We start from the raw sequence: 13,858 nt of genomic DNA on the forward strand, positions 1-13,858 counted from the left end.
AATTAAGCTTTGATTAGCAGCGAATAAATTTCTTCGAGAGAAGTTTCCCCTTCTTCTAATAAATTAAAAGCTTTATCCGCGAGGCTTTGGTATTTATAACTTATATTTTGTTCTAGATTATGGCTATTATTTTTAATAGCATTAACTACATCATCTGTGATCGATACAATTTCATAGATTGCTCTTCTGCCTTTATATCCTGTATAATAACATTCTGTACACCCTACTGGCATATGATGTGTTGATATGGCCCTAGGAAGTTTATAATTTCTAGGGAGTTCCTCTTCATTAAAAGGAGTTTCTTTTTTGCAATGTGAACAGAGTTTTCTAACTAATCGCTGAGCAACAGATAGATTTAAGGTTTCTGCAATATAAAATGCAGGAACTCCCATATCGACTAATCTGGATATTGTTCCCAGTGCAGAATTAGTATGTATTGTAGATAATACTAAATGCCCTGTTAATGATGCTCTAATGGCCATTTTAGCTGTCTCGGCATCCCTGATTTCTCCAAGCATAATTATATCCGGATCTTGTCGTAAAAATGATCGTAATGCCGAAGAAAAAGTAAGTCCGATGTCTTCTTTAAGTTGAACTTGGTTAATTCCTTTTAACGTATATTCGATCGGATCTTCTACGGTTACAATATTTCTTTTTACATCATTGAGAAGTTTTAGCGTAGCATATAGTGTTGTTGTTTTACCAGATCCAGTGGGTCCGCTAATCAATACAATACCGTTATTCTTTTTTACAGCTTCAAGATATTTTTCTTTTTCATCAGACTCCAATCCCAGGTCTTCTAATCTAATATTAGAAGCATCTTTTCCTAACAGACGCATCACCACTTTTTCACCATGTAATGTGGGTAATATAGAAACTCTAATATCAAAATCTTTATAATCTATCCTTCCGTCTTGTGGTAATCTTTTTTCTGTGATATCAAGATTAGATTCTATTTTGATCTTATTTACCAATTCTAAATAACTCTCTTTAGGAATTTTATATTTTTCAACTAGAACACCATCAATACGTAATCTTGCTCTTGCTTCTTCTTCATATACTTCGAAATGAATATCACTACTACCAATAGATTTGGCTTCAAAAATCAAATTATCCAAAAAACTACTTTCTACAGTAGAGATACTTTGCGTTACTTCCTGATCCCTGTTATTCTTCCTGTAATAAACAAAGAGTGCCTTATTTAACCGTTCTGATGAAATCTCATCAAACTTCAATGGTTTCCCCAAATACAGTTCTAGCTCTTCCTTGATCTGAGAATTTACTTTGTCTTCATCAATATAGAGTTCCATCACATCTTCGGTATTGTTCTTTGGAATAATACTATAATGATGTGCTAAATCAGCATTAATAAGCTGTTTTAGTTCTACAGATATTTGTATGTTGGTATCAGTGCTCAAATGAAAAAGTCGTAAAAAATATTAGTTGATAAAAATAGATTTGGAATCATTACTATAATGATATAAAGTGACAAGTATCCTGCCAGTGGTATTGTGTTTTGCTCGCTTTTATTCTGAAATATAGCATACAATATTAAAGACAATATCATCCCCGAAATAAAGAACAACATATAATTTCTAAATGAAAAGAGAGGAATTACAGCAATTAAAAACACTAAGTCTCCTATACCAATATATTGTTTAAATGGGTTTTGAATTTTTGATTGTTTAATGGAAAAATATGCCGCAATAGAAATAAAATTAATGCCAATAAACAGTAATGATTTCAGGCTATCAAAAAGAACTATTACATCCTTATTCATATACATACTCACCGCGAACACCAAAATAGGTAGCCCGATGTGTATATGCCTATATTTGACATCCTGATATAGCATTATCCCAAAAGAGATAAATAAAATAGATACTAATATGTATATCATTAGTCCTTTACCGTTTCTTTTAATAACTTATTATGATCGATCTCCCAGGTATTAAAACTCCCATCGCCATCAAAATCTGATAAAGAAACTGCTCTGGCTCTAAACGAATTAGTAGATGCCTCTGTTATTTCAATTCTATACACAGCCTGTCCTCCTTCACTAATAGATAATGCTGGCTCAAAACCCAAGGCTTCAAAATCGGTTGTATATTTAGAATTTCTATAAAAATAGCTTTTCTCTAATCCATACAAATGGTTTAGCATACTCTGAGCTTCAATAGCTTTTGCTTGTGATACTACTGCAGTTTGATTCGGTAATACTAATAGTATCAAAATTCCAATAATACACAATACAATTACCAATTCTGACATCGAATATGCCTTTACATACCTCTTTTTACAGGTGTTCATTTTTATTTTCATTTTCCTTTTTTAAGAAGGTTGAATAATTTTACTTAAATCAAACATCGGTGAATACATTGCAATTAATACTGTACCCACAACCAAACCTATAATTACAATTATTAATGGTTCCATAATAACACCAATCATCTTAGTTTGATGTTGCACTTCTTCATCATATTGCTTAGCCAATCGCTCAAACATATCATCTAATTTATTTACTTGCTCAGCTACACTAACAAGTGAAACCAATTTAAAATCATATATAGAATGTTTGGCTAATGCTTTTGAAAAAAGAGTTCCTTTTGTCACCTCTTTTTTGATCATATCTAAACTTGATTCTAATGGATAAAAAGATATCATACGCTGCACTAAATCCAAAGAAGTTACTAATGGAGTTTTTGCAGATAACAATAAGCTTAGTGATTGACAAAAACGAGTGATGTATATTTTTCTTACCAGTTTACCAAAAAACGGAAGGCGTATAATTACATTAGATATTGCTTTTCTGTAAAAAGTATGGTTTTTAAAGTAAAAATGAAAAGCAATTATCGAGACTAATACAATACCAAAAACTATACTTATGGTCGAAAAATGCTCTGAAACGTAAATAATCTTTTTAGTCAAATCTGGTAAATCTTTTCCAAACTGTTTAAATACAGTAGCGAACATAGGCACGACATACTTCATCATAAAATACAGCACTCCAAAAGTTAGCAGCAATACAAACGAAGGGTATGTAAAAACAGATAACAACTGCCTTCTCATTTTTACTTTTCTATCAAAGTATTGATATAACTCTAATAATACTTCGTCCAATTTTCTGGTTTCTTCTCCAATTTTAACACTGAAGTATTCATACGGAGAGAATTTTCCAGAATCTCGTAACGCCTCGAATAAGGCTTTACCTTGTACTACTTCTTTTGTTATCGCTTGTATCAGATCTTTATGTTTCTCTTTCTTTTGCTGGTCTTTTAATATTTCGAGTGCCTTTCTAAAATCTACACCAGAGTTTAATAAAACAGAAAGTTCTTTATACAAATCCATTTTATCTTTATCAGAAAAACGATTACCAAAGCTCACTTCCTTAGAGAAAAAGCTATTGCTTTTCTTCTTTGTCTTAGTGACATTTTTTGTTTTATATGTTGAAATATTAATACTCATCCAGCAAATAATTATTCATTCTCGATGCAAGAGAAATTTCTTTTGATTCAAAAAAATCAAAACTTTTTCCTAGTATCTCAATCTTAAGTTTTATGAGTTGATATTTTTCTTCAATTTTTTCATTTTGGTTAAGTTTAACCTCCAGAACTTTTATATTAAAAGTATCTACAGCTTCTGCTTTTCTGATTATGTTTTCTGTTTTGAAAAAATAATGAACCTCTTTATTAGATACCTCTAGTACAATATGTTTATCATCATCTATATCTATAGACTTACTAAGTTGAACATCTTTTGAAAAAAGGTTTTGAAACTGGTTATACGCCATCAAATCATCTTGCTGATCTGCATAAACCACTACTTGCCTTGATAAATTATCATAAATAACATATACCATTGTAATTACCAATGACGATATCACCATGCCAATGACTAGTTCCAGCATCGTAAATGCTTGTAATCGTATATGTTTTTTACTCTTTAACAATGTATTGATACGTTTCTTTTTTTGACTGTACTTTTATTGTAAACACAACCTTATATCCTGTATTATTTTCTAATTCCTCTACTTTCTTTACTATGGTAAAAGATTCAAAATCATAATCTTCATCTATAAATTGTTTTTCGGTTTTTGTTTCCCAAAACAATTCTTTTACCTTTTGCCGAGCCTGGTAATGAGCAATACTATGATCAGAACCTAATACTCTACTATAAATTATAAGCGCCATAGACAAACAAATCGCAATGATGGTCATGGCAATTACTGATTCTATAACAGACCCTGCTTTTACATTATATTTGTTTAATAATTGCATAGGGTTTAAAGTATTCACTTTTATTTTTAAAGAGTGGTATCCTTACAAATTCATCAGGAAGGCTTTTCCTATCAATTGTTCCGTTCAAAATATAATTATCATAAGCAGAAGCTTCTGTTCTAAGGTAAAAGTTACTGGTATAAACCGTACCTATTACATTTCCTTTAAGCTGTAACTTACCACTACAGTAGATATCACCTATTACTTCTGCATCCTCTTCTACGGTAACTATCTTATCTAATCCTCTATTTATATCATTTATCACAATTCCTCCCAGAATCTTACTTTTCTTTCCTACAATAACCTCTCTTTTATCCACATTACCTGTATTCATCAAAATACCTGATGGGTATTTTAAAACTACATTTTCTTCAAGTCCCACCACCTTTTCTGCTAACACCTGAACATTACCAATGAAACCAGATTCAAAAGCTACCTTCGGAGCATCTATAATAATATCTTCTAATACATTGTTTTTCTTGATATAAACAGAATCTTTGGATTTTATAACAATATTTCCCGAAAGCCTTTTGTTATTTATAATTATAGTATCACTTTCTATAACTAGTGTCTGCTTACTAAAACTATTATATAAAAGAACATCATCTTTTATATCATTTAGCCTAACCTGGCGTATAGTATTAACATCATAAGCAAAATCTATATGATCAATCTTTGGTAAACTTGTTTTTGAGTTACGCTTTGTGCCTAACAAAAATTTTGTGTCTCGGTATGCATTAGAAGTTATATATCCAGCTTTTATACCAGATTTTGGCAAAAACACATTACCTGTTATTTTAGCTTTCTCTACCATAAACAAAGGTTTCGAAGCATCTGAGAGATACAATGCCAAATTATCTTCTTTCTGCCATTGCCCTATCAGAGCAGCTCTTTTTATAGTATCTTTCTTAAAAACCGAAGTGGTTAGCAATACTTTATAAAATCCCCATGGTTTTATACTACCCGATGAAACCATGCCATTATCAAAAACATCTATGGTAATTCCCTTCTCTTCGATATCCTCTATTTTTGCAAGAAAATACTCTTGTGCTGATTCATTGTTAGACAATAGTTCGGCATGGGCATCAAGCATCCCCTGATGTATTTTAGAGTATCCACTCATCAATAACAGCGAATAACAAAATATCCCTACTACAATACAAATTAGTATCGCATATGCTATAGAACCAGCTTTTATCACGTATTATCTTTTTCTTTTTTACCAAATAATCGTTGAAAGAAATTTGGTTTATCGTTAGGTGTCTTTTTTTGTTTTGTTTTTTTAGCTCCCTTTTTAGTATTCCCTTTTACCTTTGTTTTATTATTTTTTGTCTTTTTGGAAGTTGCTCTATTTTTATCTTTTTTAGAAAAAAGTCTTTTAAAGAAACCTGATTTTTTCTGCTGAGGAGCTACTGAATCTTTAGCTTTCTTTTTAAACAGTCTAGCAAAGAATCCAGATTGTAGTGTATCTTTTTCTTTTCGTACTTTTTTACTATAATCTATAGTATCACCTTTTTGCACAAAAACCCATTTCCCCGATCGTTTACCACTAGTATATTTCCCCTTTGATATAACATTACCAATACTATCATAGAATACACATTTTCCATTTAGTATCCCGCTATTCCAATTTTCTGTCGTTGCTAATTGGCCATTTTTATACCACGATTTCCAGATACCAATCTTTTTTCCTTTATTAAAATTACCTTTCTCAGCTAATTCATTAGAGTAATAATATTTGGTATATAACCCATCCAATAACTCTCCTGCATAATCACTTTGTGTAGCCTGTATTTTTCTGGATTTAAACCAATAATACTTTACTCCAGCTTTTGGTTTTGGTTCATCATCTGTAATATGAAAACTTTCTTTATACTCGGTAGTACTAATATTTTTCTTATTAAACAGTTCCTGTGAAGTTTTACAGCTCAACAGGCAGATGAATACGATACTTATATATATTATTTTTTGCATTCCTTTATAATACTTTCGAACCATTGTGGTTCTTAAAACGTTATTTATTCTATACTGCACCAGACTTAGTAGGTTACATCAACGACTACTATAAAAAACCTAAAAACTCATGTTGTATACACATTTTCAACATACTAATATCAGTATTTCAAATTCATTTTAATAAAACATATACAGATACTACACCTTGTATACTTGTAAAAAATGAAGTCGCAAATATATTCATTTTTAAGTTGTTAAAAAGTTAAGATTTAACTTACTTTAAGAGATTTGTTTTTCCTAAAAAAAAGCTAGCTCTTTATACATTTTTCATACCTTTTATTAGGTTAATTATACACATCAAATCACTCTACATCAGGCTTTTACATTAATCTAAACCTCATGAAAATCACACTTAATCTTACATTACATCATTTTTCACAGTACAAGAATACGAGCCCTGAGTTTCATTTTTCGGAACTGAGGAATATATTTTTTTATTTTTTTTTAAGATGGTCTTAATTAAAACATAAAAACCGTAGTATACAGTGAGTTTTACAGCGCAGTTCTTCTTAAAATTATTTTTAATAATCGTAAAAAACATGTAGCTCTATCTTTTAAGAAAACCACAAGATGATTATCAAAATATCATAGAAATGAATTTTGGAGATTTTAGAAATAAAGATTATAATTATTTTTCTGTAGAAATTATTTTTTTAGTTTTCTTATAGTGCACCTTGTTTCTCCAATATGAAACAGCTCCAAAGACAGCTAAGAAAGCAACAGAATAGTAGACGGCATTAGGGGTAATCACCTTATCCCCACTAGCATACGAATGTAATCCTTTTAGGTAAAAATTAACTCCAAAATATGTCATTAGAATACTATAGACAGCAATAACAGAAGCCAGATTAAACCACCATCTTCCTCGTAATCCTGGAACTAATCTCATATGAATTATAAAAGCATATACCATAATACTTATCAAAGCCCAAGTTTCTTTTGGGTCCCAACCCCAGTAACGTCCCCAACTCTCATTGGCCCACATTCCGCCCAGGAAATTACCTATAGTAAGCATCACTAATCCAATAGTAAGAGCCATCTCATTGATAATAGTTATCTCTTTAATATTAAGATCCATTCGTTTCTTATTCGATTCTGTTGTCAATATCATTAATAACAACGATAGAATTCCTAAAATTGCTCCTACAAAGAATGGACCATAGCTACCTACGATAATAGATACATGAATCAATACCCAATATGAATCTAATACAGGTTGTAAGTTTGCGATAGCTGGATCTGTCCAGTTTTCATGCGCAAAAAACAAGATGATCGCAGCAACAAAGGTTGTAGCTGCAATAGTTAGATTACTTCTTTTACCAAAAGCAAGGCCTATTGCCAGAGTCATCCAGCCCACATAAATCATAGATTCGTATGCATCACTCCATGGAGCATGCCCAGAAACATACCAGCGTATAATCAATCCTGCCGTATGCAGAATAAAAAGAAGAATAACGATCCCTATCGAACCATTAATTAATCCTCTAACAATTTTATAATCTTTAAATATTCTTACAATTACAAAAATCATTAGCAGTAAACCTATCACCCCGTAGTATTTATATAATGTTCTAAAAACATCATATTTATTCAATGCAATTTCTGCTTTGATTTTTTCATCAGTTGGCAATACTTCACTCCCAAATTTTTTCTGAAAGCTTTTAATACTTGATATATATTGATCTGGCTTACTATAATCTCCTGTTTTTCTGGCTTCTCGTAAAGACTGGCGATAAATCGGAATAATCTGTTTAGTATATACAGAATCCATCCCAGTAAATTTAAATTCATTTAATTCGGGAACAGAAACCCATTTGTTACCTTCATCACCTGGAACTGGAAAAATTCTTAAAATTCCTCCTCCTAAAGCCTGATTTAGTAAATAAAATTTCTCGTGAGTCTTAAGGAAATCTTTTTCAAAACTACTAGGCGTATTGGTACTACTAGCTTTTTCTAAATAAGGAGTTAATTTATAAGACCCATCTGGTTCTACAAGATCTATTAAAGATACTCTTCTTTCAGTTTTTGGAACTCCTAATATTTTACGTATACTATCATTTTCTTTTTGGATTTCTATAATCGGAATACTATACCAGATAAATGGATTCTCTACCATAGACACAAAGACCTGATCTGCATTTAATCCTTCATAAGTATCCTTTTTGCTAAGTTTACGTAATAATTCTGAAGAAAATGTATTTACAGGTTTCATTCTTCCTCTTTCATCCTGAATCACAATACTACCAAATTTAGCCGCATGAACAGCAGGAACAACATTAGCCAAAATAACCGAATCCAATTGTGCTTTGCTAGGCAACGATGGTAAATGATTTGTATGATCAGGTTGAGATTGATCTTGTGCGAAAGAAAAAGTAGATATTATTAATGCCAAAAATATGGTTAATGCTTTTTTCTTTTTCTTCACTTTACTCAATTTATATTCTATTTCCTTAAAACGTGATCCTTTAGTAAAAAGAATTAGCATTAATCCTAAGTATAACAACATATAGCCTATGTAGGTAATCCATGTACCCCAACGATCATGATTTACAGAAAGTACAGTTCCTTTTTCATCCTGATCAAAAGAAGCTTGAAAAAACCGATACCCTTTATGATCCAGTACATGATTCATATAAATATCATACGGGCGAGAAGAATTTCCTTCTACAATATCAACTTTACTCTTAAAAGATTTATAAACACTCTCTGTACCAGGGAATTTTTCGGCTATAAAGTCATTCAATTTTAATGCAAAAGGTAATTCCATTTGTTTAGAACCATAACTAAAATACATATCCAAACCTCCTAATGAGATTTTGCTCATGTCATTATTATATCCTTTTCCTCCCAATAATTTAACTTCTTTGGTTTCTCCATTAGTAGAAACATTTATTACCAAAGCATCTTCTTGTCCTTTACCTTTAACTTCTATAGGAACTACATCATATTTACCGGTAATTACAGGATCGGGGATTACAAATTGCATTCCGGCAGTTTGATATAGAGATCTAAGCATCAAAGGCTGAAGACTGTCCTTAAATACTAATCCTTGCATCTGATCTGCCATTCTCATAAATGATCCATCAAAAGGAGATTCTATAAAGTAATCATCATTTTTATATGTGATATTTATTGCTCCTTTGGTTGGCTTATTAAAACTAACCAATATATTATGAATATTAGAAACCTCTCCTTCTCTTAAAAAATGATCATGACGATTACCATCTCCTGCTTCTACTACTTTAAGATAGTTTTCTCCATCTTCTGTCTCAACTAATCCCATCTCTGCTCCCTGGATATAGTTTTGATATGTTATCGTAACGGGTTGCTTATTATAATCTGTATTAATCGTAAAATCATTATTGGTCGCTTCGGCTAGTTCTAAGGCTTCCGCAATTATACGTCTGCGAGGTTCTCCATTAATTTCTCCATCCAGAAAAACGGATAAGTATGTTTTTTCAGAAAGAAAAGTGGATGTAGTTTCACCTTCTCTAATAGGCATAACTCCTTCATAGCTTATATATCGGGTAACAAAAGCTCCTATGATAATTAAAATAAAAGATAAATGGAGTAGTAATGTTGCCCATTTACCTTTCTTATATAATTTGTAACGTACAATATTTCCACAGAAATTAATAACGAAAAACACCATTATAGCCTCAAACCACCATGTGTTATACACCCAAATTCTAGCGGCTGTAGTTCCATGTGCATCTTCTAAAAACGTTCCTACTCCCATAGAAAACGCAAAAACAATAAATAAAACTGCCATTAATCGTGTGGAGAACAAAATACTCGCTAGCTTATCTTGCATAGTAACCTTTCTTTTTTTGCTGGGCAAATTTACTATTTTTGGCAGGATAATATACCATGATCGCCTTTTGATTTTATGGTTTTAACAGAAGTATAAGTATAACCGGTATTACTTTTTCGTTTTTCGCAAAAACATGTCGCATTAGATATACTTCTAATTCTAACTATTTCTGAAAAAAATATCAAAAAAGTAAGGCCAAAACTCATTATAAATTATAGAATTTGGCCTTTTTTTTCTTCTATAGTGCTTTTAGATATTCGACCAGATCATCTTGTTCCTGATTTGTTAACTCCAAACCAAAATGATCATTATAGTGTATAACCACATCATTAAGGGTAGTAAATCGCCCGTCATGAAAGAAACCATTGCCATCAGATTTAACAAATATTCCTCTTAGCGGAGGTGTTCTATACATTTCTGTCGGAGATCTCTTTGCTTCAAAATCATCGATCCCGATTTCTTCTGGAGTATGTAATACATTATCTGCAAAAGCGCGCCCCGAGTGGCAAGAAATACAATTTGCTTTGCCATCAAACAATATTTTACCCCGAATTGCCGAAGTCTTATCGTAACTATCTGGATCTGGATTTGGGGCTAATATTGATAATTGGTATTCTCGTAAACTTTCCAGTTTCGAATCTACCATATCTACAGGAGCACTAACATCAAATAATCCTCTTTCTACTGCAAGTGGAAATTTTTCGGGATCGTTTAATCTTTGATCAGAAAAATTTCCTTGTCCTCCCATGACCAAAACTCCAATAAATCTATTCCAATAGGATACTTCTCCCCAACCGGTATATGTTTCATGCGTTATCCCTTGCAATCCATAGGCCGGTGGTATTACCAATGTTGCCAGCTCCCCATTTGGCTTAGTTACTTTTCCGTCCATTAATAATGTAGGTGCAAACCTTCCTGGTCCCCATGCATTAACAACGCTATTAAAAGTCTCAACATCAACATTTAGAATATCTGCGAGAGGAGCATTTTTAACAAATCCCAAAATAGCTCCCACATTAAGATCAGTATTTGCCCAACCATCTTTTCTATTTCCTATTCCTGAAGTAAATGAATCATCAACTGTAGAGTGACATAAGGCACATGTGATTCCAACAGATGTTAATTTTTTGTTTTCATTAAAGCTTCCTTTTACACCAACAACAGCACCCAAATCTAACAAAGCTACTGTGGTCATTGGATCGGTTAAATCAATACTTCCATCTGTAATACCATCTACCACGGTTTGCGGTAATACTTCGGCATCTACTTTAAGTCCTATTGTTAAAGCTGTAGTTGGATCAAGGCCAGGTCCAAATCCGCCATTTGATTCTCCCAAAATAGCTTTATCCAACTCTAATAAATCTGTCCATTGCGCTTCGCTTCCAAAAGTATCGTGTCTAAATACTTCTTTTCCTTGAGCAACCAAAGCCGGGTCTAAATTAAATTCAATCGGAGGTGGTATTACCAGTTCATCTGGTATTGGAATCAAATCATCATCCTTACACTGAATAAAAATTGTACTAATGCCAAATAGCATCAGAAAGAACATTGTTTTTCTTAGTTTCATAGCGGTCATTTTTATGAATTATGTAAAAGTTTTAATTGTTGATTTACTATTGATTTTTAAGAGTTGTACTATTTTGTATAAACTAAATGAGGATCTATTGTAAATCTTAGATAAATGGGCTTGAAAAAGGTTACAAAATTTTGCTTCTTTTTAAATCAGGATTAATTTTGGTAAACATTATCATTTCAACATTTTATTCTGAATTAACCTGAGCACCCCCCTTTTATCTTAGAACTCATTTAAAATAAAAATGAAAAAATGTATTGCTCTGCTTTTTAAGGGAACTTCCTTATTTTAGCCAAATGATTAGAGTTATAATTCTTGGTGCCGGTAATGTGGCCAAACACTTGTATACTGCTTTTTACAATCAAAAATCGGTAGAAGTTGTGCAGTGCTATAATCGTAAAGGGTTGTCCTTACATTCTGATCAGAGAGAAAATACTATTACACAAGATTTTAGCTCACTAAAAGAAGCTGATATTTATATTTTGGCAGTAAGCGATGATGCAATTGAGGAGGTTTCTAATCTATTACCGTTTACAAATAAACTTATCGTTCATACCTCTGGCAGTGTTCCTATGAATGTCCTTACGGATACGAATAAAAGAGGTGTTTTTTACCCATTACAAACATTTAGTAGAGATAAAGCCGTTGATTTCACCACTATTCCTTTTTGTTTGGAAGCTGAAAATGATGCGGATCTTACCTTATTAAAAAAGCTAAGCTCTACTCTTTCTAAAAAAGTATATGAAGTTTCTTCAGAACAACGTAATGTGCTTCATGTTTCTGCTGTATTCGTAAATAATTTTACTAATTATTTATTTTCAACAGCAAACGACATTTGTAATGAGCATGATGTTCCTTTTGAAATTTTGTATCCTTTGATTATGGAAACCGCCAAAAAAATCACAAAAATGAATCCTGACCTGGCCCAAACAGGACCTGGGATACGTAATGATTCTAAAACTATAAATCGGCATTTAAAAATTTTAACTGATACTACGCAACAAGAACTATATAAAACCCTTACCAAAGCAATTCAATCTAAATATGGAAAAAAGTTATAAAGAATACCTGCAGCACATTAGCACCTTTATTTTTGATGTAGATGGTGTACTTACAGATGGTACTGTTATTATCAATACAGATGGCCAATTACTAAGAACAATGAACATTAAAGATGGATACGCTTTAAAAACTGCAATACAACAGGGTTTTAAAGTTTGTATTATTTCTGGAGGTACAAATGAAGGTGTTCGCCAACGCTTAAAAGGGTTAGGAATAACCGATATATATCTTGGAGCACATCAAAAAGTAGAACAACTAAATGAGTATCTCAATACTAATAATATCAATATTAAAAATGTATTATACATGGGAGATGATATTCCTGATTTGCCGGTCATGAAAATGGTAGGATTACCAACTTGCCCTCAGGATGCAGTTGCAGAAGTAAAAGAAGCCTCTAAATACGTATCCTATAAAAAAGGAGGTAAAGGATGTGTAAGAGATGTTATTGAACAAGTACTCAAAGTTCAGGAGAAATGGGTATTAGATTTTGATGCAAAAGCATAAAAGATCATTTTTTTCAAAAACTAGAAACCACTTATTTAAATGAAGATCGTATTTGCTACCAACAATCTTAATAAAATAAAAGAAGTACAGGCTTTAATGCCTTCTGCTATTCAAATAGTAGGGCTTAACGATATAGGTTGTATAGAAGACATTCCTGAAACTTCTTCTACTATAGAAGGTAATGCAATACAAAAGGTTAATTATATCAAAGAGCATTATGGGTTTGATTGCTTTGCCGATGATACGGGTCTTGAGGTCGAATCACTGCATGGTGCTCCCGGGGTATACTCGGCGAGATATGCTGGTGAAGCCAAAGATTCGAATGCTAATATGGATAAGCTTTTAAAAGAGTTAAAAGGAAAAGAAAATCGTAAAGCACAGTTTAAAACTGTAATCGCTTTGGTATTAAATGGAAAATTAGAAACATTTACAGGAGTCTGTTCTGGTCTTATTACCGAAGATAAGAGAGGTAAAGGAGGTTTTGGATATGATCCCGTTTTTTTACCAGATGGATATCCCGAAACATTTGCCGAACTTTCTTTATCAGAAAAAAATAAGATTGGTCATCGTGGAAAAGCAGTACGACAGCTTATAGAGTATTTTTTGTGA

At 32.1% G+C, this 13,858-nt stretch carries 13 protein-coding genes; 3 read left to right on the forward strand and 10 right to left on the reverse strand.

Annotated elements, in window-relative coordinates; all coding sequences use genetic code 11:
- Window positions 1-2 precede the first annotated feature (2 nt).
- The 10 genes from Z054_RS0116215 to Z054_RS0116260 all read right to left on the reverse strand — a co-directional run bounded on the left by Z054_RS0116215 (window position 3) and on the right by Z054_RS0116260 (window position 11,674).
- A complete protein-coding gene (locus tag Z054_RS0116215; protein WP_024771096.1) occupies window positions 3-1,418 on the reverse strand; it encodes a GspE/PulE family protein in 1,416 nt (471 codons plus the stop codon).
- The gene (locus Z054_RS0116220) at window positions 1,415-1,900 is read right to left on the reverse strand and encodes a hypothetical protein (RefSeq protein ID WP_152538586.1); all 486 of its coding nucleotides are present in this window, start codon (window positions 1,898-1,900) and stop codon (window positions 1,415-1,417) included. Before Z054_RS0116220 ends, Z054_RS0116215 begins: the two co-directional genes overlap by 4 nt.
- Entirely contained in the window at window positions 1,900-2,322 is a 423-nt protein-coding gene (locus Z054_RS0116225) for a type II secretion system protein (RefSeq protein ID WP_206538797.1), read from the reverse strand. The genes Z054_RS0116220 and Z054_RS0116225 overlap by 1 nt, the downstream gene beginning before the upstream one ends.
- A 9-nt stretch (window positions 2,323-2,331) precedes the next feature.
- A complete protein-coding gene (locus tag Z054_RS0116230) occupies window positions 2,332-3,465 on the reverse strand; it encodes a type II secretion system F family protein (RefSeq protein WP_024771099.1) in 1,134 nt (377 codons plus the stop codon).
- On the reverse strand, window positions 3,455-3,949 hold the full coding sequence (locus Z054_RS0116235) for a PulJ/GspJ family protein (protein ID WP_161635300.1): 495 nt from the start codon (window positions 3,947-3,949) through the stop codon (window positions 3,455-3,457). Before Z054_RS0116235 ends, Z054_RS0116230 begins: the two co-directional genes overlap by 11 nt.
- Window positions 3,936-4,277, reverse strand: coding sequence for a hypothetical protein (locus tag Z054_RS30365; protein WP_024771101.1), 342 nt, complete (start codon window positions 4,275-4,277; stop codon window positions 3,936-3,938). Before Z054_RS30365 ends, Z054_RS0116235 begins: the two co-directional genes overlap by 14 nt.
- A complete protein-coding gene (locus tag Z054_RS0116245) occupies window positions 4,255-5,478 on the reverse strand; it encodes a bactofilin family protein (RefSeq protein WP_152538588.1) in 1,224 nt (407 codons plus the stop codon). The genes Z054_RS30365 and Z054_RS0116245 overlap by 23 nt, the downstream gene beginning before the upstream one ends.
- The gene (locus Z054_RS30370; RefSeq protein WP_152538589.1) at window positions 5,475-6,251 is read right to left on the reverse strand and encodes a toxin-antitoxin system YwqK family antitoxin; all 777 of its coding nucleotides are present in this window, start codon (window positions 6,249-6,251) and stop codon (window positions 5,475-5,477) included. Before Z054_RS30370 ends, Z054_RS0116245 begins: the two co-directional genes overlap by 4 nt.
- Before the next feature lie 670 nt (window positions 6,252-6,921).
- Window positions 6,922-10,107, reverse strand: a complete 3,186-nt coding sequence (gene ccsA, locus Z054_RS0116255) for a cytochrome c biogenesis protein CcsA (protein ID WP_024771104.1) — start codon at window positions 10,105-10,107, stop codon at window positions 6,922-6,924.
- Between the two features lie 238 nt (window positions 10,108-10,345).
- The gene (locus Z054_RS0116260; protein ID WP_024771105.1) at window positions 10,346-11,674 is read right to left on the reverse strand and encodes a hypothetical protein; all 1,329 of its coding nucleotides are present in this window, start codon (window positions 11,672-11,674) and stop codon (window positions 10,346-10,348) included.
- A 302-nt stretch (window positions 11,675-11,976) separates the two neighbouring features.
- On the opposite strand from Z054_RS0116260, the gene Z054_RS0116265 reads away from it, so the two are divergent.
- Genes Z054_RS0116265 through Z054_RS0116275 form a run of 3 tightly spaced genes read left to right on the forward strand, consistent with a single transcriptional unit; the run spans window position 11,977 to window position 13,858 of the window.
- On the forward strand, window positions 11,977-12,741 hold the full coding sequence (locus Z054_RS0116265; protein ID WP_024771106.1) for a Rossmann-like and DUF2520 domain-containing protein: 765 nt from the start codon (window positions 11,977-11,979) through the stop codon (window positions 12,739-12,741).
- On the forward strand, window positions 12,725-13,249 hold the full coding sequence (locus tag Z054_RS0116270) for a KdsC family phosphatase (RefSeq protein ID WP_024771107.1): 525 nt from the start codon (window positions 12,725-12,727) through the stop codon (window positions 13,247-13,249). The genes Z054_RS0116265 and Z054_RS0116270 overlap by 17 nt, the downstream gene beginning before the upstream one ends.
- A 39-nt stretch (window positions 13,250-13,288) precedes the next feature.
- Entirely contained in the window at window positions 13,289-13,858 is a 570-nt protein-coding gene (locus Z054_RS0116275) for a non-canonical purine NTP diphosphatase (protein WP_024771108.1), read from the forward strand.

Source organism: Aquimarina macrocephali JAMB N27 (assembly GCF_000520995.1).
GTDB classification, from domain to species: domain Bacteria; phylum Bacteroidota; class Bacteroidia; order Flavobacteriales; family Flavobacteriaceae; genus Aquimarina; species Aquimarina macrocephali.